Origin of the sequence: Aureimonas sp. AU20, assembly GCF_001442755.1 — a bacterium.
Taxonomy (GTDB): Bacteria; Pseudomonadota; Alphaproteobacteria; order Rhizobiales; family Rhizobiaceae; genus Aureimonas.
On the sequence record NZ_CP006367.1, the window covers coordinates 1,408,141 to 1,433,938 of the forward strand.

Here is a 25,798-nt window from a genome sequence, read left to right on the forward strand (position 1 = left end):
CGGTGCTTTTCCGCCATCGCTTCGTTGCCAATCCTCGCCGATGCCGCCGGCATCGACTGCGTTTGGCGCCTCGCGACGCCAAAAAATCCCTCGCCGGCCCTCCGCCGCCGAATTTCCAAACAAGCTCTTAGAGTTCGTCGCGCGCAGGCTCCAGCTCGCCGAGCTGCGAGGCCATGATCTTGTCCACCCGGCGACCGTCGAGATCCACCACCTCGAAGCGCCAGTTTCCGTATTGAATGAACTCGCCGACCTCGGGAATATGGCCGAACTGGTCGAGGATGAAGCCGGCCAGCGTCTCGTAGTCGCGCTCCTTGGGCAGGCTGCCCGCACCCAGGCGCCGTTCGACATCATCGATCGGAATGCCGGCGTCGATGAGGTAGGACCCGTCCTCCCGCTGGACCACGGAATAGTCCTCTTCGGCGCCCTCCGGCATGGAGCCGGCGATCGAGGCGAGAATGTCGGTCGGCGTCACCACGCCTTCGAACGAGCCGTACTCGTCGATCACAATCGCCATGTGGATGTTGACGGAGCGGAAGCGGTCGAGAAGCTTCAGGACCGGCATGGTCTCGTTGACATAGAGCGGCTCGCGCACGGCGGCCTTCACGTCCACCGTGCCGGTGCGGCGATACTGCTCCAGAAGATCCTTGGCCTGCACGACGCCGACGAGATCGTCCACGTCCTCCTTGGCGACGGGAAAGCGCGAGTGACCGCTGGCGTTGATCTCGTCGAGAATGGCGTTCGGCTCGTCGGCGAGCGAGATCCAGGCCACGTCCGGGCGCGGCACCATGATGGAGCGCACGTTGCGGTCGGCGATGCGCAGGACGCCTTCCAGCATCTCACGCTCCTTTTCCTCGAACACGCCCGATTCCGTGCCCTCGGCGATCATCGCCTTCACTTCCTCTTCCGTCACCGAGTTCTCGCTGACGGCGCTGGCGCCGACGAGCTTGCTGACGGTTTCGGTGGAGAAGCGCAGGAACCAGACGATCGGCGCGCCGATCAGCGCGATCAGGCGCATGGAGGGCGCGACGAAGGCGGCGATCGACTCGGCATGGGCGAGCGCGAAGCGCTTGGGAACCAACTCGCCCAGGATCAGCGAGAAATAGGTGATGAGCACGACCACCAGCACGAAGGCGATCGTGTCGGCATAGACGCTGATGAGGGGGATGCCGACCAGGATCTCGGCCACCGGCGTCGAGAAAGCCGAGGCGCCGAACGCGCCCGCGAAGATGCCGACCAGGGTAATGCCGACCTGGACCGTGGACAGGAAGCCGGTGGGATCGTCCACCAGCTTGAGCGCGGCGGTCGCTCCTCTGCTGCCATTTTGCGCCATCTGCTGAAGCCGGATTCGCCGGGCCGAAACCATGGCCAGTTCCGACATTGCAAAGAATCCGTTGAGGACAATCAAGAAAACGACGATCAGAAGATTGACGATCAGCATCCGGTATCCGTGAAAGCCGCTGCGGCTTCCCGTTGAACATGCCGGGAGTATAGGGGGCGGGACGGTTCCGATCCAATAGATCGCAGCAAAACTTTTGCCGGACCGGCGCCGATGCTGTGGCGCGGGCCGCGCGAGGGCGGCCCGCCTGGCTTGGAATCAGGCGTTCGGCTCGGCCTTGCGGTCGAACAAGGCGGCCATCGAGGTGAAGTAGTCGGCCTGCATCGATTGCGCATTCGTGATCATGTCGAGAACGGGATCGCGCCGCGGCTGGCGCGAATCGGCGGGCGTGGGGCGCGGCGCCGGGCTCGGCGGCGCGAAGGCCTTGGTCATGGCGCCCATCATGCCGAACGGATCGAACGGGAAGGCGGCCGGCGCGCCGGTCCCGGCCTGCGGGCCCTGCGGTGCCCAAGGGAAGGTTGTGCGCCAGGCGTCGGAGAACAGGGCCATCATGGCGGCGGGCGTGCCGGGCGCGGCAGACGCGGCGCCCCCGCCCGAGGGGCGATGGAAGGCCTCCACGGCATTGGCGGAGCGGCGCATGGTCTCGGCCAGCGCCTGGCCGGCCGGGTCGGTCGCGTAGCCCTTCGGCCAGTTGGCGGCACCGGCCGCCATGGTCTGCAGCGCCGCGCCGAAGACCATGGCACCAAAGGGCGCCATCATCTGCTGCAGCGTATCGGGTGCTTGGCCGGTGAGGAGCGAGGCGTTGCGCGCGATCGCGGCCGTCAGGTCCGGCCCGAAGAGCGAGCGCGTCACCAGTTCGCCCGCCGGCCCGGTCAGGAAACTGCCGGCGCCGAAGCCGCCCATGGCGCCGAAGCGCTCGGCGAGATCCGACCAGCTCTTGGGGTCGATCATGGCGCGCTGCATCCCCAGGATATAGGCGGGCACCAGCGCGTCCGTCGTGGCGCGCATTTCCTCGGGACTCAGCCGAAACTGAAGCGCGAGCTTGTCCGCCGCCTCGCCCGCGCCGGCGACCTTCAGCCAGTCGAAGAAATCCGTCATCCCGCCTCCATCGCGCGCCGGGCCGACAGGCGGCCGGCGCGACGCTCTACCGTCCCTCGCGTCAGGAGCATCGCCGCACGACGCCGCCACGAGCGGAACGAAGCGCCACCCTGCGGTCTTCCCACGGGCTTGGGAAGGGGGCAGCGGTGCGACGGGTCTGTTTTTCGGGAGTTAGTAGCTCTGGTCGGCGAACAGGGCTTCGAGGTTGCCGTTCCACTCGCCCTCGAACCGGGCGAGGAGGTCGTCGGCCGCCGTGCGTCCGCTGGCGACACGGGCGGCGAGCGGCTGGAGATAGATCGCCTCGCTGCGGCCTTGCGCGTCCCGCCGGTCGCGGCGCTCGAGCCCGTCCTGCGCCAGCGGCAGGATGCGGCGCGCGACGTCGAGCAGCGTCCCGTTGCGGAAGGGGGCGTGAAGCCCCAGGCGCGGGACAGCCGAGCGCAGCCGGTCGACTTCCTCGAAGCTCCAGTCGGCGGTGATGGCCTCGGCCTCGTCCAGCGCCTGCGCATCGTAGAGCAGGCCGCACCAGAAGGCGGGCAGGGCGATGATGTCGGGCAGAAGGCCGCCGTCGGCGCCGCGCATTTCCAAGAAGCGCTTGAGCCGCACGTCGGGAAACACGGTGGAGAGATGGTTGGCCCAGTCGCCCATATTCGGCTCGGGATCGGCGATCTCGCCCTTCAACGCCCCGTCCAGCATCTGGCGGAAGGTGACATGCGTTGCGTCGTGATAGCGCCCGTCGCGCATCACGAAATACATCGGCACGTCCAGCGCCCAGTCCACATAGTCGCGGTAGCCGAAGCCCGCCTCGAAGGCGAAGGGCAGGAGGCCCGAGCGCTGGTTGTCGGTGTCGAGCCAGACGCCCGAGCGCCAGGACAGAAGACCGTTCGGCTTGCCTTCCGTAAAGGGCGAGTTGGCGAACAGGGCTGAGGCCAGCGCCTGGAGCTTCAGCCCGAGGCGCATCTTGCGCGCCATGTCGCGCTCGTCTGAGAAGTCGAGATTGACCTGGATCGTCGCGGTGCGGAACATCATGTCCAGCCCGCGCGTGCCGACCTTGGGCATGTAGCGCTTCATGATGGAGTAGCGCGACTTCGGCATGACCGGCGTCTGGTCCAGCGTCCAGAGCGGGCTGGCGCCGAGGCCGAGAAAGCCGAGGCCGAGCTCGCCGGCGATCGCCTTCACATGGCTGAGATGCCCCTCGGTTTCGCTCAGCGTCTCGTGCAGCGTTTCCAACGGCGCGCCCGAAAGCTCGAACTGCCCGCCCGGCTCCAGCGAGATGGCGCCTTCGCCGCTGCCGCCGGCGAGGCCGATGATGCGCCCGTCATCGACGATCGGCTCCCATCCGGTGCGCGTCTGCAGTTCTTCCAGAAGGCGGCGGATACCGTCCTCGCCCTCGTAGGGAACCGGCGAGAGATCGGTCAAACGATAGCCGAATTTCTCGTGCTCGGTGCCGAGGCGGAACTCCGAAACCGGCTTTTCGCCCGCGCGGATATGGTCCACCAGTTCGTCCAGCGAGCGGATCGGGGTGAGGTCGGTCGTGTCGCGCGCCATCGAAAGCTCCGGGGACGGATGCGGTTCAGGAAGCCGGCGCGAAAGCCGGCACAGCTCAAAACGCGGGAACGAAACCGCCCCCGCCTTCGCAGCGAATGGGAACACCCCATCCCTTCGGGTGTCTGTCCGCTTTCCCGCGCGGACGCAAGGGCCTGCCGGTGAACGCTCCGGTCCGCGAACCGCTCACGCGCCGGAGCCTGCCCGCCAGTCGCCTGCCGCCGCCTGCACCACGGCCAGCGCCGCCACCGCCGCCGTATCGGCGCGCAGGATGCGGGGGCCGAGCGAGATGGGGACGACGAAGGGAAGCGCGAGAAGCGTCTCGCGCTCCTCTCGCGAAAAGCCGCCCTCCGGCCCGATCAGGAGCGCCAGCGGCTTGCCGGCGAGCGGCGCGAGCGTGTCGATCGGGCTCGCCGACCCCGCGCGCTCGTCGCAGAAGAGAAGGGTTCGCCCCGCATCCCAGCCGGCCAGAACCTTGTCGAGCCGCAGGATCTCGCGGCATTCGGGCACGGCCAGCACGCCGCACTGCTCGGCCGCCTCCACCGCGTTGGCCTGCGCGCGCTCCAGGTTGAAACGCGGCGCCTGGCAATGCTGCGTCATGACCGGCTGGATGAGGCCCGCGCCCATCTCAACGGCCTTCTGCACCATGTAGTCGAGCCGGGCGCTCTTGAGCGGCGCGAAGAGCCAGCGAAGGTCGGGGCGCGGCGTCTGGTCGCGCAGCTTTTCCTCCGGCACGAGCGACAAGCGCTTCTTGCCGTCCCGCCGGAGCCGCGCGCGCCACTCGCCATCCGCGCCGTTGAAGGCGAGAATCATCGCCCCGTCGTCGAGCCGCAGGACTTTCAGGAGATAGTTCACCTGCGCCGGGCTCGCCTCGATCGCCGCGCCCTGCGCGAGCGCTCCTTCCACGAAGAGGCGCTGGCCGGAAAAATCGTAGTCTGGCATCGCCCCTCGAACTCAAGCTCACGGCGCCGGCCCGGCGAAACCAACGGCCGGAGCGCTCGTTGTTGCCGGCATGGGTGCCGGGTTTGAACTCGCGTTTTAGCGAAGCCGGCCGGTCTTTCCAGCCACCGCGCGGGTTTCGGATCGCGATTCCGCCAGGTGGCCGGACTTTCGGGAGTGTTTCAGCGAATGGATCTGGGGATCAAGGGGCGCGTCGCGCTCATCACGGGCGCCGATGGCGGCATGGGTTTCGCCGTGGCGAAGCTGCTGGCAGAAGAAGGCGTGAAGCTCGTTCTCGCCGACAAGAAGCTGGACGAGGCGCTGGCGCGCAGAGGCGAGTTGCCGGAGGACACGTCGATCGTCCAGGCCGATTTGACGCGGCAGGGCGATGCCGACGGGATCGTCGCCGAGGCCCTGCGCCGCTTCGGCAAGCTGGACATCGCGGTCCACACGGCCGGCATCACGGGCGCCAAGGGCGATCCGCTGGATCTCACCGACGCCGACTACGAGGAAGCCTGGCAGACCGACTTTCTGTCCGCCGTGCGCGTCGCCCGCGCCGCGATCCCTCAGATGAAGAAGGGCCAGTGGGGCCGCTTCGTCTGCATCACCTCGGAAAACGCCGTGCAGCCCTATTGGGAGGAGGCGACCTACAATGTCGCCAAGGCCGGGCTCGCCGCCTTCGCCAAGGGCCTGTCCTACAAGCTCGCCGCCGACGGCGTTCTGGTGAACACGGTGGCTCCCGCCTTTATCGAGACGGCGATGACCGACGAGATGATGGAAAAGCGCGCGGCCGAACGTGGCACGACCAAGGACGAGGCGATTCGCTCGTTTCTCGAGGAAGAGCGGCCCGGCATCGTTCAGAAGCGGCGTGGGCGGGTGGAGGAGGTGGCGGCCGCCGTCGCGCTTCTCGTCTCCGAGCGCACCTCTTTCATTAACGGGTCCAACATCCGGGTCGACGGCGGGTCGGTCCAGGCCGTGCAGAACTGAGCGAATGCGAAGCGGGCGGCCTCATGGCCGCCCGCTTCGTTCCGAATTCGACGTCTCAACTGTGCTTGCCCGGTTCGATCATCGGGCCGTCGATGCGGCTGGGCGCGATGGGATCGGACGTCGGGAAGGTTTCCTCCAACGCCTCGTCCAGCTTCTCGTCCTCGGTCATCACGCGTTCCTGGCCGCCGGGCGTCACGCCCTCCAATGCGGAGGCGCGCTCAGTCGTCGCGTCGTCGGCATTCTTCGGATCACTGTCTGTCATCGAGACCTTCCTATTCACCCTAGGAATGGAGGCGAGCCCTCGGGTGTTCCAGGCCTGGGGAAGAACCCCCGGTGCTTTTTCCCGGGCGCGGCGACTGTCCTTCGCGAGGCGCAAGCTTTAGCATCGTTCCAAATCGGCGGCGGCGGGCGCATGGTCCGGTGCCGCAGTCGTGGAGGACGGGAGAACCCATGGCGATCCAGATGCCCAAGCCCAGCGGCGAGATTCTCGGCCGCCGGGCCGAGATCGTGTCGGCGCTGCGCGCCATCGTGCCGGGCGAGGGCGTGGTGGACGCCAGCGTCGAGATGCGCGTGTTCGAGACCGACGCGCTCACCGCCTATCGCCAGATGCCGCTCGCCGTCGTCCTGCCCGAAACGGTGGCCGAGGTCGCCGCCGTGCTTCGCTATTGCCACGCCAACCGCATTCCCGTCGTGCCGCGCGGCTCGGGCACCTCGCTGTCGGGCGGCTCGTTGCCGCTGGAGGACGGGGTGCTTCTCGTCCTGTCGCGCTTCAACCGCATTCTGGAGGTGGATTTCGACAATCGCTGCGCCGTGGTGCAACCGGGCGTCACCAATCTCGGCATCACCCGCGCGGTGGAGCATGCCGGCTTCTACTACGCGCCCGACCCGTCCTCGCAGATCGCCTGTTCCATCGGCGGCAACGTGGCGGAGAATTCCGGCGGCGTGCATTGCCTGAAATACGGGCTGACGGCCAACAACGTGCTGGGCGTCGAGTTCGTCACCATGGAGGGCGAGGTCATCCGCCTCGGCGGCAAGCATCTGGATTCGGAAGGCTACGACCTTCTCGGCCTGATCACGGGCTCGGAAGGGCTGCTCGGCGTCGTCACCGAGGTCACCGTTCGCATTCTCCAGGCGCCGGAAACGGCGCGCGCCGTCTTGATCGGCTTTCCCACGTCCGAACAGGCCGGCGCCTGCGTCGCCGAGATCATCGCGCAAGGCATCATCCCCGGCGGCATGGAGATGATGGACCGGCCCGCCATTCACGCGGCGGAGGCCTTCGTCCATGCCGGCTATCCCTTGGATGTCGAGGCGCTCCTGATCGTGGAACTCGACGGGGTGAAGGCCGAGGTCGACCATCTCCTGTCCGAGGTCGAGGGCATCGCCACCAAGAACGGCGCCACCACGGCGCGCGTGTCGCAGTCGGCCGAGGAGCGGATGCACTTCTGGGCCGGGCGCAAGGCGGCTTTCCCCGCGGTCGGGCGCATCTCGCCGGACTATCTCTGCATGGACGGCACGATCCCGCGCAAGGAGTTGCCGCGCGTCCTGGCCGGCATGAAGGCCCTGGGGGAGAAATACGGGCTCGCCGTCGCCAACGTCTTCCATGCCGGCGACGGGAACCTTCACCCGCTGATTCTCTACGACGCGTCCAAGAGCGACGAGCTGCAGCGCGCCGAGGATTTCGGCGCCGACATCCTGCGCCTTTGCGTCGAGGTCGGCGGCGTGCTCACCGGCGAGCACGGGGTCGGCATCGAGAAGCGCGACCTCATGCCCGAAATGTTCGGCGAGGACGATCTGAAGCATCAGATCCGCGTCAAATGCGCCTTCGACGAGCGCCACTTGCTGAACCCCGGCAAGGTCTTTCCCGTCCTGCATCGCTGCGCCGAGCTCGGCCGGCTGCATGTCCACAAGGGCCAGCTGCCCTTTCCCGACCTGCCGAGGTTCTAATTCGCATGTCCGTTCTGCCGAACTCGGCCCTCGCGCCGGATTGTCTTCGCCCGGACAGCGTCCAGGCGCTGCGCGACATGGTGGCCGAAGCGCTCGCCCGCGAGGAGCCGCTCGCCGTCGAGGGCCAGGGCTCCAAGGCCGGCCTCGGGCGCCCCGTCCAGGCCGCGCGCACCCTGTCGCTGACGGGCCTGTCCGGCGTCAATTTCTACGAGCCGGAAGAGCTCGTGATCTCCGCCAAGGCGGGAACGCCGATCGCCGAGATCGAGGCGCTGCTGGCCGAGCGGGGCCAGCGCTTCGACTTCGAGCCGATGGATTACGGCCCGCTGCACGGCCGGCCGGCGGGGCAGGGCACGATCGGCGGCGTGCTCGCCTGCAACCTGTCCGGCCCGCGCCGCCTCAAGCAGGGCGCGGCGCGCGACCATATTCTGGGCGTCACCGCCGTTTCCGGGCGCGGCGAGATCTTCCGCTCCGGCGGGCGCGTGGTGAAGAACGTCACGGGCTACGACCTTTCCAAGGGCATGGCCGGCTCCTTCGGCACGCTTGCCGTCTTCGCCGACGTGATCTTCAAGACCATGCCGCGCTCACCGGCCGAGACGACGCTGATCGTGCGCGATCTCGCGGACGGCGAGGCGGCGGAGGCGATGAGCGCGGCGCTCGGCTCCTCGGTCGAGGCCTCCGGCGCGGCGCATCTGCCCTATGGCGTGGCGGGGCGGGTGCTGGACGGCGCGCTCGGGCGCGATCCCGCAACCGCCATCCGGCTCGACGGGTTCGGCCCCTCCGTCTCGGCCCGCGCCGCGCATCTGGGCACCGCGCTTGCCCGCGTCGGCCGGCTGGAGCGGCTGGAGGGCGAGCGCTCGGAGGCCTTCTGGCGCGACATCCGCGACGTCGCGCCCTTCGCGGACGGCACCGACAGCCCGGTCTGGCGCGTCTCGCTGCCGCCCATGGCAGGGCCGGACTTCGTCATGGCGCTGCGTATGAACGCGGCGGCGGATGCCTTCTACGACTGGCAGGGCGGCCTCGTCTGGCTGCGCATGGACGCAGGCCTCGCCGAGGCCGATCTGATCCGCGCGCTGGTCGCCCGCCATGGCGGCGGCCACGCGACGCTGGTGCGCGCGCCGGAAGGCGAGCGCCTGTCGCTTCCCGTGTTCCAGCCGCAGCCCGGCCCGCTCGCCGCCCTGTCCCGCCGTTTGAAGGATCAGTTCGATCCCGCCGGCATCCTCAATCCCGGCCGGATGGCATGATCTGATGCAGACCTCCTTCACCCCCGCCGCGCTCAGCGATCCCGACACCGCCGAAAGCGCCTCGATCATCCGCAAGTGCGTCCATTGCGGCTTCTGCACGGCGACCTGCCCGACCTATGTGACGCTCGGCAACGAGCTGGATAGCCCGCGCGGGCGCATCTATCTCGTCAAGGACATGCTGGAGAACGGGCGCCCGGCGGACGAGCGCACGGTCAAGCATATCGACCGCTGCCTGTCCTGCCTCGCCTGCATGACGACCTGCCCCTCGGGCGTGAACTACATGCATCTCGTGGACCACGCCCGCGCCCATATCGAGCGCACCTACAAGCGCCCGCTCGTCGACCGCGTCATCCGCGAGATGCTGGCCCGCGTCCTTCCCTATCCCCAGCGCTTCCGCTGGAGCCTGAAGCTCGCGCGCCTCGCCCGGCCCTTCGCGGACGCGCTGGGCGGCGTGGCGCCGCTGAAGCCGCTGGCGGCCATGCTGAAGCTCGCGCCCGCCGCCGTGCCGCCGGCCTCGGCCAACGACCGGCCGGGCCTGCGCACGGCCGAGGGCGTCGTGCGAAAGCGCGTCGCGCTCCTGCGCGGCTGCGCCCAGTCCGTGCTCGATCCCGGCATCAACGAGGCGACGGTGCGGCTGCTGACCCGGCTCGGCGTCGAGATCGTCCTGCCCGAAGGGGAGGGCTGCTGCGGCGCGCTGACCCACCACATGGGCCGGGAAGAGGAAGCACTCGACTTCGCCCGGCGCAATGTCGACGTCTGGGCCCGCGAGGTGGAGCGCTCCAAGCTCGACGCTATCGTCATCACCGCGTCCGGCTGCGGCACCGTCATCAAGGATTACGGCCATATGCTGCGGCTCGACCCGGCCTATGCGGAGAAGGCCGCGCTGATCTCGAGCCTTGCCAAGGATGTGACAGAGTTCCTGTCCACGCTCGACCTGCCCCTGCCGGAAAACCCGGTCGAGGCGATCGTCGCCTATCATTCGGCCTGCTCCATGCAGCACGGGCAGAAGATCACGCAGGCGCCGAAAACCCTTCTGGCGCAGGCCGGTTTCACCGTGCGCGATGTGCCGGAAGGGCATCTGTGCTGCGGCTCCGCCGGCACGTACAACATTCTCCAGCCGGAGATTTCCGCCAAGCTGCGCGACCGCAAGGTCGGGAATATCGAGCGCGTGAAGCCCGACCTCATCGCCACCGGCAATATCGGCTGCATGACGCAGATCGGCTCGGGCACCTCGATCCCGATCCTCCACACCGTGGAGCTTCTGGACTGGGCCTTCGGCGGTGAGGCGCCCGCCAAGCTCGCCGGCCGCTCCTTCCCACGCATGGCAAGGCCCGTCGCCGCCGAATAAAGGGAGGTCCGCGAGAGGGGCGGGCTTTTCGACGTGCCGGAGCGCTTATCCCAGCGCTTCGCATCGCGAGAGAATCCGGTCGACGACTTCGGCGAGCGGCAGGGTCGCGTCGATGGGGATCGCGTTCTCGGGAAGGTCTTGCCCAGTCGCGTGCAGCCGCACGATCAGCTCTCGCTCGCCGTGCGTCCCGCCGAACTCGTCGGCGGGTCTCGCCGCGAGCCGCCCGTTCAACGTTTCGAGATCAACGTCGAGGACGAAGATCCCGTCGAAGAGATGGATGAACTTTGAAAAGTTTCGCGAGCCGCCGCAGAAGAAGGTGATCGGCTGGCTGCGGTCCGAAACCAGGCTCCCGAGTTTTTCGAGATCCCAGATGTGGTTCTCGTGCTTCGAGCCGGGCAGGGGATATCCGGTCTCCGGGTCGCCTTGATAGGCCAATTCCCGGTCGCCGTGGATGGCGTGAAAGCCGCGACGCTTGAGTTCCTCGCAGACGCTGGTCTTGCCGGTGCCGGACACGCCCTCGATCAGATAGTTTCTCCGCCCCATCCTTCGGCTCCGATCTCCGGCCTGTTCTGGTCGCGAACCCGAACGCGCGTCGCGGCGGGTTCTTCCCGGCTGCAAAGGGAGCTTACGGAAAAGGCCCGCCGAGTGGGCGGGCCTTCTTTGTCGTTCCGCGAGGGGGTGCCGCGATCAGCCGCCGAACACGGCGGCGAGCAGGCCTCGACCCGCCGGACGCATCGTGCCGGTTTCGGCATAGATGCCGTTGCCGGACTGGCCGGGGCCGAGCACGATCACCTTGGTGCCGCGATCGGCGCGCTCGTAGAGATGCGTCACGTCCTCGTTCATCATGCGGATGCAGCCCGACGACATGTTGAGGCCGATGGTCCAGGGCTGGTTGGTGCCGTGGATGCGGAACATCGAGTCGCCGCCACCGCCGCCGCGATAGAGATACATGGCGCGTGCGCCGAGCGGGTTGTCCGGGCCACCGGCCATGTAGGCGGGCAGGATGTGGCCCTTGGCGCGCTCGCGGGCGACCATCGTGGCCGGCGGCGTCCAGCCCGGCCATTCGGCCTTGCGACCGATCTTCATCGTGCCGCCCCAGGCGAAGCCTTCCTTGCCGACGCCCACGCCGTAGCGCGTCGCCGTGCCGCCGGCTTCCACGAAGTAGAGGAACTTGCGGTCGGTATCGATGATGATCGTGCCCGGCTTTTCCTTAGTGGACAGGCGCACGCTCTGGCGCTTGAAGCGCGGATCGACCGGGCGCATGGCCTGCGGCTGGCGCGCCACGCGCACCGGGGCGCGGCCGAGCGAAGCGCCGCCGCTGGACACCACGGCGCGGCTATCGCCCGTGGTCGATACCCAGGTCTGCGAGGAGTGGTCGAAATAGCGGGTGTCGGCGCTGGCGCCGCCGGCCAGGGCCAGGGTGGCGAGACCCGCCAGCGCTACCGTTTTCAGGGAAATGAGACGCATCGAACGATCCTTCGAAACCGGCGAAAAGTTGAATGAAAACAGAGCCGTCCTGGAGATAGTCTGCCGGCCTTATCGTGAGGGGAACATGGGGCGCGAGACAATGTCGGGACCGGTCCCGCGCCCGTTTTGCATGAGATGTTGCGCTCAGAGCACAACCACGCGCGTGCCGACCGGCACGCGCTCGTAGAGATCGCTCACGTCCTCGTTGCGCATGCGGATGCAGCCCGACGACACGGCCTGGCCGATGGTCCAGGGCTGGTTGGTGCCGTGGATGCGGTAGAACGAGGAACCGAGATAGAGCGCGCGGGCGCCCAGCGGGTTTTCGATGCCGCCTTCCATGCGCGCGGGCAGGATGCGGCCCTTGGCGCGCTCGCGCGCGACCATCTCGGAGGGCGGGGTCCAGTCCGGCCACTCCGCCTTGCGGCTGACGCGGTGCGAGCCGGCCCATTCGAAGCCCGGCTTGCCGACGCCCACGCCGTAGCGCGTCGCCCGGCCGCCGGCCTCGACAAGGTAGAGAAAGCGCGCCTGCGTATCGATGACGATCGTGCCCGGCTCGTAGCCGGAATAGGCGACTTCCTGCGGCAGGAAGGCGGGGTCGAGCCCGCGCGGCTGCGTCTGGCGCGGCGCGGCGGCCATGCGCCGGGCAGGCGCGCTCGCGCTGGCGAACAGGGGCTGGCGCTCGCGGCGGCGCTCGGCTCGCGGGCGCGGCGGGGGGCTGGGCTCGGCACCGAGCACGATGGGCTGCGCGTTCTGGTAGGAGCCGAGCGGCTCCACCGGGCCGCCGTCGCGGCGCACCACGCCGACGGGAATGTTGCCGTCGAAGATCACCGTGCCGGCGGGATAGCCGCGCGTCAGCTTGGGGTTCTGGTAGCCCGGCACGACGCCGCTGCCGGGGCTGAGCTGGAGAACGCGCTGGGCGGCATCCTCCCGGTCGAGCGAAAGCGGGCGGCGGTCGCGCGCATCGGCGGCGGAGCCGGCGGCAAGAACGAGCGAAAGCGCCAGAAGGCGGCGGGCGAACATCGGCGGACACCTCGGAAACGTCGCGGGGCTCGAAAAGGGCGAGCCGCTTTGGGATGAGAATGCCGCCCCAAATCCGAGCGATTGGTGAATCCGCGCGCCCTGACCCTCCGGTTCCGCCTCCCCTGTCCCAACGTGGTGAACGCGCCGCTAACGCTGCGTCACAGTCCCAGGCGTCGCCTGTTGTCGCGCAGCACCGCCGGGAGCAGCGGCTCGGCGTCGGCAAGGCTCATGCCGGGGCGAAGACGGCTGTCGTAGAGCATGTTGACGAGGAGGCGGTCGTAGGGCGTGAAGCTCGTCAGCTTCGAGGTGTCGTTGAAGACGCTTTGCGGCGCGTCGGTGTTGTCGTTGAGCGGCCCCAGCCCTTGCAGCACCTCCTCGATCAGGCAGCGGCGAAACAGGAGATCGCCCTCGTCCGAGACGATGATGGCGTCCGAACGCGTGATGCCGGCGCGCCCGTAGCTGGAGCGCACGATGCAGTTGCCCGGCGTGCGGCCGAAGGGGCGGTGATAGACCGCGCGTCCGGTGCGCTGGTAGTCGTCGCGGTCCACGACATGGACCACGAAATTGGCCGGCTCGCCCCGGCCCGCCATGGCGATGTCGAGCCCTTTCACCTGCCGGGCGAGCTGGCGCACGAAGGTCGCCACCGCTGGCTTGCGATCGATCTCGGCGGGATTTTCGACTCGCACGCGAACCGGCGCCGCGAATTTCTTGAGATAGCTGGAATCGCTGAGAGGCCCCGTGATCTCGGCGCCGAACACCACCGCCTCGAAGCCGCGAATCATCGCCTCGTCGCCCGGCAGTCGCTGGGCGCGGGCCGGCTGCGCGCCCAGGAGCAGCGCCAGACCGAAGGCCAGCAGGAGGGCGGTTCGGCAGGTGAGGGCAGCCAAGAGGCGAAACGGAAGCGGGCGGACGGACATGGGCAGACTCGTTCGGCGTGTTCGCTCCGTTTGTGCGGCGCGGGGCGCGCGGAGGCAAGTCGCCATCGAGGTGAAGCTTGGGGGAGGGCGCTTGCGCCCCGCGCCGGCCACGCGGCACAAGGGGGCATGAGCGAAACCAGCGACCTTCCTTCCGAATCGGGTCTGCGCCTCGGGGCGGACGGCGAGACCCGCTGCGCTTGGGCGGGCGCGGGCGAGGACTATATCCGCTACCACGACGGCGAATGGGGCCGCCCCACCGCCGACGACACCAAGCTCTTCGAGAAGTTGTGCCTGGAGGGGTTCCAGGCCGGGCTCTCCTGGATCACGATCCTGCGCAAGCGGGAGCGCTTTCGCGAGCGGTTCGAGGGGTTCGAGATCGAGCGCGTCGCCGGCTTCGACGAGGCGCGGATCGAGGCGATCCTCGCCGACCCCGGCGTGGTGCGCCACCGCGCCAAGATCGCCTCCACGATCAACAATGCCCGGCGGGCGCTGGCGCTGCGCGAGAAGACGGGCAGCAGTCTCGCCAGCTTCCTCTGGCGCTTCGAGCCGCCGCCCGAGGAGCGCCCGGAGCCGATGACGCTCGCCTGGGCGCGGGCCAACCCTGAAACGCCGGCCTCGCGGCGGCTCTCCAAGGCGCTGCGGGCGGAAGGCTTCTCCTTCGTCGGCGCGACCACGGCCTATGCTTTCATGCAGTCCATGGGCTTCGTGAACGACCATATGGAAGGGTGTTGCGCGCGCGGGGCGTGCGAGGCGGCGCGGCGAAACTTCATTCGGCCGCGCTGAAACGGGCTCCAGCCTTGCCGCTCCCGCGCCCGATGGGCTAGGACGCCTGGTAACTCGTTTCTTATCCAGCGTTCAGGCAGTTCCATGGCCCCCAAGAAGCCCTCCCGCGTGAAGGCGCGCCAGCCGCGCGGCTTCGTGGATCGCACGTCCGCCGATCTCCTGGCGCAGGAGCGCATGCTCGCTACGATCCGCCGCGTCTACGAGACCTATGGTTTCGAGCCGGTGGAGACGCCGTTCTTCGAATACACCGACGCGCTCGGCAAGTTCCTGCCCGACTCGGATCGGCCCAACGAGGGCGTCTTCTCCTTGCAGGACGACGACGAGGAATGGCTGTCGCTGCGCTACGACCTGACGGCGCCGCTCGCCCGCCATGTCGCCGAGAATTTCGAGGATCTGCCCAAGCCCTATCGCTCCTACCGGGCGGGCTACGTCTTCCGCAACGAGAAGCCCGGCCCCGGCCGCTTCCGCCAGTTCATGCAGTTCGACGCCGACATCGTGGGCGCGCCCAACGTCTCGGCCGATGCCGAGATGGCCATGATGATGGCCGACACGATGGAGGCGCTCGGCATCGAGCGCGGCCAGTATGTGATCCGGGTGAACAACCGCAAGGTGTTGGACGGCATTCTCGACGCGATCGGCCTGGAAGGCGACGCGCCTCGCCGGCTGACCGTGCTGCGCGCGCTCGACAAGTTCGACAAGTTCGGCGCGCCCGGCGTGCGCCTCCTGCTTGGCCCCGGCCGCTTGGACGAGAGCGGCGGCAAGGGCGACTTCACCAAGGGCGCCGAGCTGCCCGAGGAGGCGATCGAGCGTGTCCTGCGCATCTTCGCGCTGTCGGACGCGACCGGCGAGGCGCGCCTCGAAGCGGTGCGCGAGGCCTTCGGCGGCCAGCCGACCGTGGACGAAGGTCTGGCCGAGCTCGCGCAGATCCGCGATTTCGCGGTCGGCGCCGGCTATGACGATCAGCGCGTCCTAATCGACCCGTCCGTCGTGCGCGGCCTCGAATATTACACCGGTCCAGTCTTCGAAGCCGAACTCCTGTTCGACGTCGTCAACGAGAAGGGCCAGAAGGTGCAGTTCGGCTCGGTCGGCGGCGGCGGGCGCTATGACGGGCTGGTGTCGCGCTTCATGTCGACGCCGGTTCCCGCCACGGGCTTCTCGATCGGCGTCTCGCGCCTCCAGACCGCGCTCAAGAATCTCGGCCGTCTTGGCAATGCCGCGCTGCCCGGCCCGGTCGTCGTCACCGTGATGGACCGGGACCGCATGGCCGACTACCAGCGGATGGCGACGCTTCTGCGCCGCGAACTGAACGGCGAGGGCCAGCCGCGCGTGCCGGTCGAGGTGTTCCAGGGCAATCCCAAGCAGTTCGGCAAGCAGCTTCAATATGCCGACCGGCGCGGCGCGCCCGTCGTCGTCATCCAGGGCGGCGACGAGAAGGCGGCCGGCAAGGTGCAGGTGAAGGACCTCGTGGAAGGCAAGCGCGTTGCCGCCGGGATCGAGGACAATGCCGAATGGCGCGAAGCGCGCGCGGGGCAGGAACTGGTGGACGAGAGCGATCTAGTCGAGGCCGTCCGGCGCATTCTGGCGCGTCAGGCGTCCGAGACGCTGTGAGGGCCGGTTCATGAGCGGGGGGCAGGCATGAGCCGGCTGTTTCCGGCGTCCGAGAGCGGCACGCCCTTCGACGGCGCGCTGGCGCGATTTTTCGTCTCGGTCGGCGCGTCGCTGGTGTCGACGCCGCTCCTGCAACGCGCCGAGCCCTATCTCGACACGGCCGGCGAGGATCTGCGCCGGCGCATCTTCCTGACGCGCGGCGAGGGCGGCGAGACGCTGTGCCTGCGCCCCGACTTCACCATTCCGGTCTGCCTTGCCCATATAGCAGGCGAGGCCGGCCTGCCGCGCCGCTACGCCTATAACGGCCCCGTGTTCCGCCAGCGCCGGGGCGAGCCGGCGGAGTTCCGGCAGGCGGGCATCGAGAATCTGGGCGATGGCGACCGGGCCGAGGCGGATGCTGCGACGCTGGCCGAAGCGCTGACGGCGCTCGCCGCCTGCGGCCTCAACGACCCCGGAACGCTCGACATCACGATCGGCGACCAGGGCCTGTTCGAGGCCGTGTTGAAGGCGCTGGACCTGCCCGCCGGATGGCAGCGCCGCCTGATCCGCACCTTCGGTCAGAACGATCTTCTCGCCCGCGCGCTGGAAACGCTGGCGAGCGACCGCTCCGGCGATGTCGCGGGCATCGACGCAGACGCGCTGACGCTGGCGCGGGACGGGCGCCTGCCCGAACTGGAGGCGCTGGTGGCCGAGCGCATGGGCGCGGCGGGCCTGCCGCCGAATCGCAGCCGCAGCGCCGCCGAGATCGCCGCGCGCCTTGCCGAGAAGGTGCGCCTGTCCGACACGCGCCTGCGCGGCGCGGCGCTGGAGCGGCTGCGCGCCTTCCTATCGCTGGACTGTCCGGTGTCGGAGGCCTGCGAGCGGCTTCGCGCCCTGTCGAGCGAGCACGGGCTGGATCTCGCCGGAGCGCTCGCCTTCTTCGAGGCGCGGGCCGAGGCGCTGTCGCGCGCCGGTGTCGATCTTTCGACGCTGCGCTACCGCGCCGCCTTCGGCCGCACGCTCGACTATTACACCGGCTTCGTTTTCGAGATCGCCCGGCCGGGCTTTGCCGGGCCGCTCACCGGCGGCGGGCGCTACGACCGGCTCGTTTCCTATCTCGGTGCGCGCGAGCCGATCCCCGCCGTGGGCTTCGCGCTTTATCTCGACCGTCTCTCGCTGACGCAGGAAGGCGCGCGCCCATGACGCTGACCCTCGCCATTCCGTCCAAGGGCCGGCTCAAGGACCAGTGCGTGGCCTCTCTCGCCAAAGCCTGCATTCTCGTCCACGCCAGCGAGGACGCGCGCTCCTATCGCACCCGCGTCGAGGGCGCCGAGGGGCTGGAGGTTCTGCTTCTTTCGGCCTCCGAGATCGCGCGCGAGCTGCGCGACGGGGCGATCGACCTCGGCGTGACGGGCGAGGACCTGCTGCGTGAGACCATGACCGATTTCGACGAGCGCGGCCGCATCGTCTCACGACTCGGCTTCGGCCATGCCGACGTGGTGGTGGCCGTGCCCGACAGCTGGCTCGACGTCGAGACGATGGAGGATCTGGGCGACGTCGCCGCCGGCTATCGCGCCGCGCATGGGCGGCGCCTTCGCATCGCCACCAAATATTGGCGCCTGACGCAGGGCTTCTTCACCAAGAGCCACGGCATCCAAAGCTATCGCATCGTGGAAAGCCTCGGTGCCACCGAAGGCGCGCCGGCCGCCGGCTCCGCCGACATCATCGTGGACATCACGTCCACCGGCTCGACATTGACGGCCAACCATCTGCGCATCCTGAAGGACGGCACGATCCTTCGCTCGGAAGCCTGTCTCGCTCTGGCGGCCAAGCCGCGCAGCGCGGACGATGATGCGCGGCTCGCGGCGCTCCTGCCGCGCTTCGAAGGCTGAAAACGCGAAACGGCCGCCCGAAGGCGGCCGTCCCGATCTCCATCAGCGCGCGGGATCAGACGCGGCGCGAGCGCGCGTCGATCGAATAGGCACCGGCGCCAGCGGTCGCGAGCGCCAGGAAGCCGCCGCACAGGCCGAGATTCTTCATCAGCTGGGTCGACTGGTCTGGGCCGAGATGGGCGACGAGCGCGGTCGCCACGCAGAACACGGCGAGAACCGAAGCGACGATCCGAACCTGGAAGCCGACGAGGATGGCGAGGCCGCCGAAGAACTCCAGCGCGCCGACGAGATAGGCCAGCGCCACACCGCCGGGCAGGCCGAGATTGCCGAGATAGCCGGCAAAGCCAGCCGCGCCGGCCAGCTTGCCGAAGCCGGACACGATGAAGAGAATCGACAGGAGAATGCGGGCGAGAAGAAGCAGACCGGAGTTCATGAGAGCGTCCATCGACACGGAGTTGTGATGGCGCAGAGTGACTGAGGGCCGCCGCCGAAGATAGCGATTCTTTGCAAGACTGATCGTCAAAGAAAAACGCCCCAATCCGAAGATTGGGGCGTTTCCAAAGTCCAATGACTTGGCGTTCGATCAGCCCGGGCGGGTCATCGCCGCCGGATCGACGATCCGGTCGTAATCTTCGCCCGAGACCAGACCGGAGGCGAGGGCCTCCTCGCGCAGGGTCGTGCCCTTCTTGTGCGCGGTCTTGGCGATGTTGGCGGCGTTGTCGTAGCCGATCGTGGGCGCCAGCGCCGTCACCAGCATGAGCGACTGCTGCATGAGGTCCTTGATCCGGTCCTCGTTGGCCTTGATCCCGTCCACGCAATGCTCGCGGAACGAGTCCATGCCGTCCGCCAGCAGGCGGATCGTGGAGATCACCGCGTTGGCAATCACCGGCTTGAAGACGTTCAGCTCGAAATGGCCCTGAGAGGCCGCGACCGTCACGGTCGTCTCGTGGCCGAACACCTCGGCCGCCACCATGGTCAGCGCTTCGCACTGGGTCGGGTTGACCTTGCCCGGCATGATCGAGGAGCCCGGCTCGTTCTCGGGCAGCGAGAGTTCGCCCAGGCCGGAGCGCGGGCCGGAGCCGAGGAAGCGGATGTCGTTGGCGATCTTGAAGAGATCGGTAGCGAGCGCGTTGAGCGAGCCGTGGAAGAAGGCCAGCGCACCGTGCGAGGCCAGCGCCTCGAACTTGTTCTCGGCGGTGCGGAAGGGCAGGCCGGTGAGCGAGGCGATCTCGTCGGCGATCTTCACGTCGAAGCCGACCGGGGCGTTGAGGCCGGTGCCGACCGCCGTGCCGCCCTGGGCCAGCGCGAAGACGTCGTAGAGCGCCTTCTCGATGCGGATCTTGCCGAGCTGGAGCGCTGCGGCGTAGCCGGAGAACTCCTGGCCGAGCGTGATCGGCGTCGCATCCTGCGTGTGGGTGCGGCCGATCTTGATGATGTGGTCGAATTCATTCGCCTTGGCGTCGAGCGAAGCGTGCAGCGCGTCGATCGCCGGCAGGATGCGCTTGGTGGTCTCGATCGCCACGGCGACGTGGATCGCGGTCGGGAACACGTCGTTGGACGATTGGCCCATATTGACGTGGTCGTTCGGGTGGATCGGCTTCTTGGAGCCCATCTCGCCGCCCAGCATCTCGATGCCGCGGTTGGAGATGACCTCGTTGACGTTCATGTTGGTCTGCGTGCCCGAGCCGGTCTGGTAGACCACGAGCGGGAAATGATCGTCGAGCTTGCCGGAGATCACCTCGTCGGCCGCCGTCTCGATCGTCTGGGCGATCCCGCCGTCGAGCTTGCCCATGGCACGGTTGACGCGCGCGGCGGCCTTCTTGACCGTTGCGAGGGCGTGGATCACGGCGATCGGCTGCTTGTCGGTGCCGATGCGGAAATTGTTGAGCGAGCGCTCGGTCTGCGCCCCCCAGTAGCGGTCGCTCGCGACGTCGATCGCGCCGATCGAATCGGTCTCGCGTCTGGTGCTGGTCATCGGTCTTCCCCTCGCGACAAGGCGCCCGCTGATCCTGTCTGGATGGGGCACCCTCGCGCGGTTATCACGACAGGCCGGCGACGCGAAACCCTTTGCCGCAACGAAAAAGAGCCAGCCTTGCGGCCGGCTCCTTCTTCAAACGATTCAGGTGCGCTCAGTGCTTGGCGCCGACCTGATCCTTCACGGCGTCCTTGACCTTGCCGTAGTTCTTCTCGGTCTTGCCCTCGACCTGATCCGCCATGCCTTCGGCCTGGAGACGTTCATTACCGACGAGCTTGCCGACGCCTTCCTTGATCTTGCCACCGACTTCCTTGGCGCCACCAGAAATTTCGTTCTTGTCGACCATGATCGTCTCCTCAAGATTGTATCGGACGGCGTGTCCGATTTTCGAAAAGGAGAACCGCCGAAGGGTGCGATCCGTTCCAGATCCGGCATTACATTTTGGAAAGGATTCCATAGAGCTGCTGCAGCGCCAGCGCGCAGATCAACAGTCCGACGATGCGCAGGAGCAGGCGCTCGGGGATGCGCTTCACGGCATAGCCGGCGAGCGGCGCCGCCAGAACGCCGCCCGCGATCAGGCCGAGAACCGACAGGGCGTGGTCGGTGAGATCCCCCGCTTCTTCCCAATGCCCTGTCAGCAGCGCGACGAGAAAGGACAGCGAGACCGAGAGCGTGATCAGGAACTCGGCCGCGTTCACCGTGCCGATGACATAGCGCGGCTGGCCGCCGGCCCCGAGCAGGCCGGAGGTGACGATCGGCCCCCATCCGCCACCGCCAACCGAATCGAGAAAGCCGCCGGCCGCACCCAGAGGCGGCACCAGCCCCATCGGCGTTTGGGCGCGCGGCAGCTTGCGGAAGGAGCGCAGCGTCAGCATCACGCCGATTACCGCGAGATAGGCCGCGACGAAGGGGCGGATCGAGGAACTGTCGATCGAGGTGAGGACATAGGTGCCGAGCACCGCGCCGAGGACGCCGAAGGGGACGAGGCGCCAGAACAGCTTCCAGTCGATATTGCGATTGGCGATATGGGCCGTGCCCGAGGCGGCCGTGGTGAAAAGCTCGGCCGTGTGGACGGACGCGGAGGCGACCGACGGCGGTACGCCGAAGCTCATGAGAACCGTGGAGGAAATGACGCCATAGGCCATGCCGAGCGCGCCGTCGACGAGCTGCGCCAGCGCGCCGACGAAGAAGAAGATGAGAAATTCGCTCATGCGGCGTCCTGATGCGGCGAGGCCGTCGCCCCGGGTTTCGGGCGCTCTTAGACTCGAAAACACCCTTTGGCGCCAGCGCGGGCCGATCACGCCCGAGGGGAAATGCCTGACAACCGCGTGGTCGCTAGGGGAGGCCGAGCAAAGCAGAAATCCGAACGGCCCAACGAAAAAGGGGCCCGCGTGAGCGAGCCCCCCTGATCTTGGCGTGGAACGCCGGCGCCCTTGCGGCGCCGGAAGTCCTGTCGGCTTAGAAGTCCATGCCGCCCATGCCGCCCATGCCGCCGCCGCCCGGCATCGAAGGGGCGCCGGAGTCCTTGCGGGGAGCTTCCGAGATCATGGCTTCCGTGGTGACGAGCAGGCCGGCGACCGAGGCCGCGTCCTGGAGCGCCGAGCGAACGACCTTGACCGGGTCGACGATGCCGGCCTGGATCATGTCGCCGTATTCGCCGGTCTGGGCGTTGTAGCCGTAGGTCAGCGACGAGTTGTCGAGGATCTTGCCGACCACGATCGAGCCTTCGCCGCCCGCGTTCTGGACGATCTGACGGATCGGAGCCTGGAGCGCCTTGCGGACGATGGCGATGCCAGCGTCCTGATCGGCGTTCTCACCCTTGAGGTCGACCGAGTTGGAAGCGCGCAGGAGAGCGACGCCGCCGCCGGGGACGATGCCTTCTTCCACGGCCGCGCGCGTCGCGTTGAGCGCGTCGTCAACGCGGTCCTTCTTTTCCTTGACTTCGACTTCCGTCGAGCCGCCGACGCGGATCACCGCGACGCCGCCGGCGAGCTTGGCCAGGCGCTCCTGGAGCTTCTCGCGGTCGTAGTCCGAGGTGGTCTCTTCGATCTGCTGCTTGATCTGGGCGACGCGCGCCTTGATGCCGTCGGCTTCACCGTTGCCGTCGACGATCGTGGTGTTCTCCTTGGTGATGGAGACCTTCTTGGCGCGGCCGAGCATGTCGAGCGTGACGCTCTCGAGCTTGATGCCGAGGTCTTCGGAGATGACCTGACCGCCCGTGAGGATCGCGATGTCCTCGAGCATGGCCTTGCGGCGGTCGCCGAAGCCCGGAGCCTTGACGGCGGCGATCTTCAGGCCGCCACGCAGCTTGTTGACCACGAGCGTGGCGAGAGCCTCGCCCTCGACGTCCTCGGCGATGATGACGAGCGGACGGCCCGACTGCACGACGGCCTCGAGGACCGGCAGCATCGCCTGGAGGTTGGAGAGCTTCTTCTCGTGCAGGAGGATGTAGGCATCCTCGAGCTCGGCGATCATCTTCTCGGCATTGGTCACGAAGTAGGGCGAGAGGTAGCCCCGGTCGAACTGCATGCCTTCGACGACTTCGAGCTCGGTCTCGGCGGTCTTGGCTTCCTCGACGGTGATGACACCCTCGTTGCCGACCTTCTGCATCGCCGAGGCGATCATCTGGCCGATTTCCTTCTCGCCATTGGCGGAGATGGTACCGACCTGCGCGACCTCGTCGGAGGTCTCGATCTTGCGGGCGGAGGAGACGAGCGTCTCGACGACCTTGGCGACCGCCGCGTCGATGCCGCGCTTGACGTCCATCGGGTTCATGCCGGCGGCAACCGCCTTGGCGCCCTCGCGGACGATGGCCTGGGCCAGGACCGTCGCGGTGGTGGTGCCGTCACCGGCCTTGTCGTTGGTCTTCGAGGCCACTTCGCGCACCATCTGGGCGCCCATGTTCTCGAACTTGTCCTCGAGCTCGATCTCCTTGGCGACGGACACGCCGTCCTTGGTGATGCGAGGCGCGCCGAACGACTTGTCGATCACGACGTTGCGGCCCTTGGGGCCGAGCGTGACCTTTACCGCGTCGGCGAGAATGTCGACGCCGCGCAGCATGCGCTCGCGGGCGTCACGACCGAATTTGACTTCCTTGGCAGCCATGATCTTATCTCCTGGGCGCGCCGGAGGCCGGTCCGCGCCGTCGTAAAGGGAAGGGGGAAGGAACGGGCCGAAATCTCAGCCCGGCCAATGGCTCAGCCGACGATCCCGAGGATGTCGGATTCCTTCATGATGAGCAGGTCTTCGCCGCCGAGCTTGATCTCGGTGCCCGACCACTTGCCGAACAGGATGCGGTCGCCGGCCTTGACCTCGAGCGGGTTGACCTTGCCGGTCTCGTCGCGCGCGCCGGCGCCGACGGCGACGATCTCGCCTTCCTGCGGCTTTTCCTTCGCGGTGTCCGGGATGATGATGCCGCCGGCCGTCTTGCTCTCGGACTCGACGCGCCGCACCACGACTCGATCATGCAGAGGGCGGAAGTTCACGTTGGCCATCTCAGTCGAACCTTCTTGGGCTTAGGGGATCGAGCGCCCGGAAGCGGCCGATCCAGGATTCTGGCACTCGCTAACGTGGAGTGCTAACGAGCCGCTAGATAGGGGAGGAGGGGCCGCGCTGTCAAGGTTGGAGACAGGTCCGCCGCTAAGCGAGGTGAAGCGCCGTTAGTTTGGCAACCCTTGAAACTTTGACCTGCGCGCAAAGAGGAATCGTAAGGAATCAAGGGGTATCCGTGGGACGGCCGATCGTCTGGGCGGCAACGAAGCCGCCTGTCGCGCAGAGGGGTCAACCGCATGGATCGTTTCTCCCCCGCTTCCTTCGAGCCTCAGGGCGTGGTTCGGCGATTTGTCGCCGACCGGAACGGCAATTTCGCGATCATGGCGGCGGTGATCTTCATCCCGGTCCTGATGTCCATCGCGGCCGCCGCCGACATCAGTCTCTTCTACAGCGACCGGACGGCGGTGCAGTCCGCCGCCGACGCTGCCGCGCTCGCCACCGCTAAGCGCTTCGGCACCGACCCCAATCCTCAGAGCCTTCAAACCTATGCGCAGAACGTGTTCACCGCGAACATGGCCAGCGTTTCGCGGACCACCAGCACCCTGAAATACGAGGGCACGGACTGGACGCCGGAGGGCACGCGCGAATTGCGCCTTTCGGTCTGCTCGACCTACGACCCCGTGTTCCTGTCGGCGCTGAACATCTCCTTTCCCGGCCTCAAGGGAGGGGACTGCGCCAAGGCGGAAAGCGTCGTGGCGGTCGGCTCGACCACGGTCGAGGTCGCCTTCGTCCTCGATACGTCGGGCTCGATGAACGACAGCCCGGCGGCCGGCGGCCCCGCCAAGATCACGACGCTCAAGGCGCAGGCGGCCAAGGCGATCAACACGATCTTCGGCTCGGGCAACTCGACGGGCGGCGAGGACCCGGTGCGCGTCGGCATCGTGCCGTTCTCGGGCGGCGTCAATATTGGAAAGGACCATCTCGACGACTGGTGGATGGACCCCAAGGGCCTGTCACCGATCCATCACGAGAACCTGGATTGGGAAAATAGCTACAAGGTGCCTGATGCGCTCCTGGGAGTAGGAGCGACCGATACGGCGTTACCCTCGCCCCTCGGGGCCGGCTGGATTTCCAAGCTCCATCCGACAACCTTCCTGACCCGGCAATATCTCTATAAGGCGATGGGTCCGAAGAATTCGAACTGGGCCTATCGAGGCTGCGTCGAGTCGAGGCCTGCTCCCTATGCGCTGCTGGACACCGCCCCGTCCGAATTGAATCCGTCTACGCTCTTCGTTCCGTTCTTCTCACCGGACGAGCCGTTGAACTCCGCTTGGTCCGGCTGGTCGAACAGCTACGTCAAGGACTACAACGCTTCGGACGATGATAGAAACTGGCGGCGTACGCGCACCCTATATAGCGACTACCGTCTGAAACTGACGGATGTGCGAAAGTATCTGATCAGCCCCGCGATGGACGACAATCTGTCGAACAACTATCGCAATTCTCCGAGCTTCATGTGCGACTCGGCCCCGTTGACGCCTCTTACGAACGACAAGACCAGCGCTCTTTCGGCCGTCGGCGGTCTCGTGGCGACGGGCGCGACCAACGTGCCGCAGGGGGTGGAGTGGGGCTGGAAGGTTCTGTCCAAGAACGAGCCCTTTTCCGAAGGCCGGGCCTCGGGAGACGAGAACAACATAAAGGCCATGATCGTCATGACCGACGGTCAGAACACTTATTACAATTCGGGGAGCGAGGCGGTTTCGACCTTCGGCGCCTATGGCTACGCCAGCTATCCCGAGCGCAATTTTACCGTCCCGCGTCTGTTCGACTACAAGACGGGCGTCTCCACCGCCACGACCGACACCAACTACACGGCGGCCCTGAACGGACGTCTCGCCGCAATCTGCGAGAACGCCAAGGGCGACGGCAAGATCAAGCTGAAGGACGGCTCGGGCAAGCAATTGTCCGACGAGAAGGGGCCGGTCTCGCGCGACGGCGTTTTGATCTACACGATCGCCTTCGACATTCCGGCCCAGTACCAGACCATGGTCAACGGGCTTCTCAAGGGCTGCGCCTCCTACAAGCTCGGCGACCTTCGCAACACCAATCTCGCCTACAAGGACAAGGGCAAGTATTTCTACAGCGCTTCCAACGCCAAGGATCTGGAAAGCGCTTTCAGCGACATCATGGCCTCCCTGACCAGCCTTCGCATCGCGCGCTAAAGAGCGGC

24 protein-coding genes are annotated in these 25,798 nt (G+C 67.5%); 9 read left to right on the plus strand and 15 right to left on the minus strand.

Going from position 1 to position 25,798, the window contains the following annotated elements:
* Window positions 1–127: 127 nt before the first annotated feature.
* From M673_RS06215 to M673_RS06230, 4 genes are all read right to left on the minus strand, one after another.
* Window positions 128–1,438 carry a hemolysin family protein gene (locus M673_RS06215; RefSeq protein ID WP_061974532.1) on the minus strand — a complete coding sequence of 437 codons (1,311 nt, stop codon included), beginning with the start codon at window positions 1,436–1,438 and terminating at the stop codon, window positions 128–130.
* 156 nt (window positions 1,439–1,594) lie between these two features.
* Window positions 1,595–2,434 carry a hypothetical protein gene (locus M673_RS06220; RefSeq protein WP_061974534.1) on the minus strand — a complete coding sequence of 280 codons (840 nt, stop codon included), beginning with the start codon at window positions 2,432–2,434 and terminating at the stop codon, window positions 1,595–1,597.
* Between the two features lie 171 nt (window positions 2,435–2,605).
* Window positions 2,606–3,979: a glutamate--cysteine ligase gene (locus M673_RS06225; RefSeq protein WP_061974536.1), complete on the minus strand. Its 1,374-nt coding sequence runs from the start codon at window positions 3,977–3,979 to the stop codon at window positions 2,606–2,608.
* A 183-nt stretch (window positions 3,980–4,162) separates the two neighbouring features.
* Complete coding sequence (locus M673_RS06230) at window positions 4,163–4,918, minus strand: 16S rRNA (uracil(1498)-N(3))-methyltransferase (protein WP_061974538.1); 756 nt, start codon at window positions 4,916–4,918, stop codon at window positions 4,163–4,165.
* A 186-nt stretch (window positions 4,919–5,104) separates the two neighbouring features.
* Here M673_RS06230 and M673_RS06235 point away from each other — a divergent pair, with 186 nt between their 5' ends.
* Complete coding sequence (locus tag M673_RS06235; RefSeq protein ID WP_061974540.1) at window positions 5,105–5,902, plus strand: SDR family NAD(P)-dependent oxidoreductase; 798 nt, start codon at window positions 5,105–5,107, stop codon at window positions 5,900–5,902.
* A 55-nt stretch (window positions 5,903–5,957) separates the two neighbouring features.
* On the opposite strand, the gene M673_RS06240 is transcribed toward M673_RS06235, so the two are convergent.
* Window positions 5,958–6,164: a hypothetical protein gene (locus M673_RS06240; protein WP_061974542.1), complete on the minus strand. Its 207-nt coding sequence runs from the start codon at window positions 6,162–6,164 to the stop codon at window positions 5,958–5,960.
* A 188-nt stretch (window positions 6,165–6,352) separates the two neighbouring features.
* Here M673_RS06240 and M673_RS06245 point away from each other — a divergent pair, with 188 nt between their 5' ends.
* Genes M673_RS06245 through glcF form a run of 3 tightly spaced genes read left to right on the plus strand, consistent with a single transcriptional unit; the run spans window position 6,353 to window position 10,435 of the window.
* Window positions 6,353–7,846, plus strand: a complete 1,494-nt coding sequence (locus M673_RS06245) for an FAD-linked oxidase C-terminal domain-containing protein (RefSeq protein WP_061974544.1) — start codon at window positions 6,353–6,355, stop codon at window positions 7,844–7,846.
* 5 nt (window positions 7,847–7,851) lie between these two features.
* On the plus strand, window positions 7,852–9,087 hold the full coding sequence (gene glcE, locus M673_RS06250) for a glycolate oxidase subunit GlcE (RefSeq protein WP_082639200.1): 1,236 nt from the start codon (window positions 7,852–7,854) through the stop codon (window positions 9,085–9,087).
* 4 nt (window positions 9,088–9,091) lie between these two features.
* Window positions 9,092–10,435, plus strand: a complete 1,344-nt coding sequence (gene glcF / locus M673_RS06255) for a glycolate oxidase subunit GlcF (RefSeq protein ID WP_061974546.1) — start codon at window positions 9,092–9,094, stop codon at window positions 10,433–10,435.
* A gap of 45 nt (window positions 10,436–10,480) precedes the next feature.
* On the opposite strand, the gene M673_RS06260 is transcribed toward glcF, so the two are convergent.
* The 4 genes from M673_RS06260 to M673_RS06275 form a co-directional block, all read right to left on the minus strand.
* Window positions 10,481–10,978, minus strand: a complete 498-nt coding sequence (locus M673_RS06260; protein WP_061974547.1) for an AAA family ATPase — start codon at window positions 10,976–10,978, stop codon at window positions 10,481–10,483.
* Window positions 10,979–11,122: 144 nt separating this feature from the next.
* Window positions 11,123–11,902 (minus strand): L,D-transpeptidase, encoded by a 780-nt coding sequence (locus M673_RS06265; RefSeq protein ID WP_061974549.1) that lies wholly within the window; start codon window positions 11,900–11,902, stop codon window positions 11,123–11,125.
* A 144-nt stretch (window positions 11,903–12,046) separates the two neighbouring features.
* Window positions 12,047–12,922 (minus strand): L,D-transpeptidase, encoded by an 876-nt coding sequence (locus tag M673_RS06270; protein WP_061974551.1) that lies wholly within the window; start codon window positions 12,920–12,922, stop codon window positions 12,047–12,049.
* Between the two features lie 158 nt (window positions 12,923–13,080).
* Window positions 13,081–13,839, minus strand: coding sequence for a DUF2927 domain-containing protein (locus tag M673_RS06275; RefSeq protein WP_061974553.1), 759 nt, complete (start codon window positions 13,837–13,839; stop codon window positions 13,081–13,083).
* Window positions 13,840–13,965: 126 nt separating this feature from the next.
* On the opposite strand from M673_RS06275, the gene M673_RS06280 reads away from it, so the two are divergent.
* The 4 genes from M673_RS06280 (at window position 13,966) to hisG (ending at window position 18,101) form a co-directional block, all read left to right on the plus strand.
* Window positions 13,966–14,622, plus strand: a complete 657-nt coding sequence (locus tag M673_RS06280) for a DNA-3-methyladenine glycosylase I (protein ID WP_061974555.1) — start codon at window positions 13,966–13,968, stop codon at window positions 14,620–14,622.
* 84 nt (window positions 14,623–14,706) lie between these two features.
* Window positions 14,707–16,230 carry a histidine--tRNA ligase gene (hisS, locus tag M673_RS06285; RefSeq protein ID WP_061974556.1) on the plus strand — a complete coding sequence of 508 codons (1,524 nt, stop codon included), beginning with the start codon at window positions 14,707–14,709 and terminating at the stop codon, window positions 16,228–16,230.
* Between the two features lie 27 nt (window positions 16,231–16,257).
* Entirely contained in the window at window positions 16,258–17,412 is a 1,155-nt protein-coding gene (locus M673_RS06290) for an ATP phosphoribosyltransferase regulatory subunit (RefSeq protein WP_061974558.1), read from the plus strand.
* Window positions 17,409–18,101 (plus strand): ATP phosphoribosyltransferase, encoded by a 693-nt coding sequence (hisG, locus tag M673_RS06295; protein WP_061974559.1) that lies wholly within the window; start codon window positions 17,409–17,411, stop codon window positions 18,099–18,101. Before M673_RS06290 ends, hisG begins: the two co-directional genes overlap by 4 nt.
* Window positions 18,102–18,156: 55 nt before the next feature.
* Here the strand turns inward: hisG and M673_RS06300 are convergent, their stop codons facing one another.
* The 6 genes from M673_RS06300 to groES all read right to left on the minus strand — a co-directional run bounded on the left by M673_RS06300 (window position 18,157) and on the right by groES (window position 23,570).
* A complete protein-coding gene (locus M673_RS06300) occupies window positions 18,157–18,534 on the minus strand; it encodes a DoxX family protein (RefSeq protein WP_244493067.1) in 378 nt (125 codons plus the stop codon).
* A gap of 150 nt (window positions 18,535–18,684) precedes the next feature.
* On the minus strand, window positions 18,685–20,076 hold the full coding sequence (gene fumC / locus M673_RS06305; RefSeq protein ID WP_061974561.1) for a class II fumarate hydratase: 1,392 nt from the start codon (window positions 20,074–20,076) through the stop codon (window positions 18,685–18,687).
* A gap of 154 nt (window positions 20,077–20,230) precedes the next feature.
* Window positions 20,231–20,422 (minus strand): CsbD family protein, encoded by a 192-nt coding sequence (locus M673_RS06310; protein ID WP_061974563.1) that lies wholly within the window; start codon window positions 20,420–20,422, stop codon window positions 20,231–20,233.
* A gap of 88 nt (window positions 20,423–20,510) precedes the next feature.
* Window positions 20,511–21,287, minus strand: coding sequence for a sulfite exporter TauE/SafE family protein (locus tag M673_RS06315; RefSeq protein WP_061974565.1), 777 nt, complete (start codon window positions 21,285–21,287; stop codon window positions 20,511–20,513).
* Window positions 21,288–21,534: 247 nt separating this feature from the next.
* On the minus strand, window positions 21,535–23,181 hold the full coding sequence (gene groL / locus M673_RS06320) for a chaperonin GroEL (RefSeq protein WP_061974567.1): 1,647 nt from the start codon (window positions 23,179–23,181) through the stop codon (window positions 21,535–21,537).
* Between the two features lie 92 nt (window positions 23,182–23,273).
* Window positions 23,274–23,570: a co-chaperone GroES gene (groES, locus tag M673_RS06325; RefSeq protein WP_019996686.1), complete on the minus strand. Its 297-nt coding sequence runs from the start codon at window positions 23,568–23,570 to the stop codon at window positions 23,274–23,276.
* 294 nt (window positions 23,571–23,864) lie between these two features.
* On the opposite strand from groES, the gene M673_RS06330 reads away from it, so the two are divergent.
* Window positions 23,865–25,790, plus strand: coding sequence for a pilus assembly protein TadG-related protein (locus tag M673_RS06330; protein WP_061974569.1), 1,926 nt, complete (start codon window positions 23,865–23,867; stop codon window positions 25,788–25,790).
* Window positions 25,791–25,798: the final 8 nt, after the last annotated feature.

Bases quoted from the DNA above. Each gene is read 5' to 3' on its own strand.
- groL (WP_061974567.1), bottom strand. From the start codon at position 23,181: ATGGCTGCCAAGGAAGTCAAATTCGGTCGTGACGCCCGCGAGCGCATG.
- M673_RS06230 (WP_061974538.1), bottom strand. From the start codon at position 4,918: ATGCCAGACTACGATTTTTCCGGCCAGCGCCTCTTCGTGGAAGGAGCG.
- groES (WP_019996686.1), bottom strand. From the start codon at position 23,570: ATGGCCAACGTGAACTTCCGCCCTCTGCATGATCGAGTCGTGGTGCGG.
- M673_RS06280 (WP_061974555.1), top strand. From the start codon at position 13,966: ATGAGCGAAACCAGCGACCTTCCTTCCGAATCGGGTCTGCGCCTCGGG.
- hisG (WP_061974559.1), top strand. From the start codon at position 17,409: ATGACGCTGACCCTCGCCATTCCGTCCAAGGGCCGGCTCAAGGACCAG.
- M673_RS06330 (WP_061974569.1), top strand. From the start codon at position 23,865: ATGGATCGTTTCTCCCCCGCTTCCTTCGAGCCTCAGGGCGTGGTTCGG.
- M673_RS06310 (WP_061974563.1), bottom strand. From the start codon at position 20,422: ATGGTCGACAAGAACGAAATTTCTGGTGGCGCCAAGGAAGTCGGTGGC.
- M673_RS06215 (WP_061974532.1), bottom strand. From the start codon at position 1,438: ATGCTGATCGTCAATCTTCTGATCGTCGTTTTCTTGATTGTCCTCAAC.
- M673_RS06260 (WP_061974547.1), bottom strand. From the start codon at position 10,978: ATGGGGCGGAGAAACTATCTGATCGAGGGCGTGTCCGGCACCGGCAAG.
- M673_RS06265 (WP_061974549.1), bottom strand. From the start codon at position 11,902: ATGCGTCTCATTTCCCTGAAAACGGTAGCGCTGGCGGGTCTCGCCACC.
- M673_RS06240 (WP_061974542.1), bottom strand. From the start codon at position 6,164: ATGACAGACAGTGATCCGAAGAATGCCGACGACGCGACGACTGAGCGC.
- glcF (WP_061974546.1), top strand. From the start codon at position 9,092: ATGCAGACCTCCTTCACCCCCGCCGCGCTCAGCGATCCCGACACCGCC.
- hisS (WP_061974556.1), top strand. From the start codon at position 14,707: ATGGCCCCCAAGAAGCCCTCCCGCGTGAAGGCGCGCCAGCCGCGCGGC.
- M673_RS06235 (WP_061974540.1), top strand. From the start codon at position 5,105: ATGGATCTGGGGATCAAGGGGCGCGTCGCGCTCATCACGGGCGCCGAT.
- M673_RS06245 (WP_061974544.1), top strand. From the start codon at position 6,353: ATGGCGATCCAGATGCCCAAGCCCAGCGGCGAGATTCTCGGCCGCCGG.
- M673_RS06220 (WP_061974534.1), bottom strand. From the start codon at position 2,434: ATGACGGATTTCTTCGACTGGCTGAAGGTCGCCGGCGCGGGCGAGGCG.
- M673_RS06290 (WP_061974558.1), top strand. From the start codon at position 16,258: ATGAGCCGGCTGTTTCCGGCGTCCGAGAGCGGCACGCCCTTCGACGGC.
- glcE (WP_082639200.1), top strand. From the start codon at position 7,852: ATGTCCGTTCTGCCGAACTCGGCCCTCGCGCCGGATTGTCTTCGCCCG.
- M673_RS06270 (WP_061974551.1), bottom strand. From the start codon at position 12,922: ATGTTCGCCCGCCGCCTTCTGGCGCTTTCGCTCGTTCTTGCCGCCGGC.
- M673_RS06315 (WP_061974565.1), bottom strand. From the start codon at position 21,287: ATGAGCGAATTTCTCATCTTCTTCTTCGTCGGCGCGCTGGCGCAGCTC.
- fumC (WP_061974561.1), bottom strand. From the start codon at position 20,076: ATGACCAGCACCAGACGCGAGACCGATTCGATCGGCGCGATCGACGTC.
- M673_RS06225 (WP_061974536.1), bottom strand. From the start codon at position 3,979: ATGGCGCGCGACACGACCGACCTCACCCCGATCCGCTCGCTGGACGAA.
- M673_RS06300 (WP_244493067.1), bottom strand. From the start codon at position 18,534: ATGAACTCCGGTCTGCTTCTTCTCGCCCGCATTCTCCTGTCGATTCTC.
- M673_RS06275 (WP_061974553.1), bottom strand. From the start codon at position 13,839: ATGTCCGTCCGCCCGCTTCCGTTTCGCCTCTTGGCTGCCCTCACCTGC.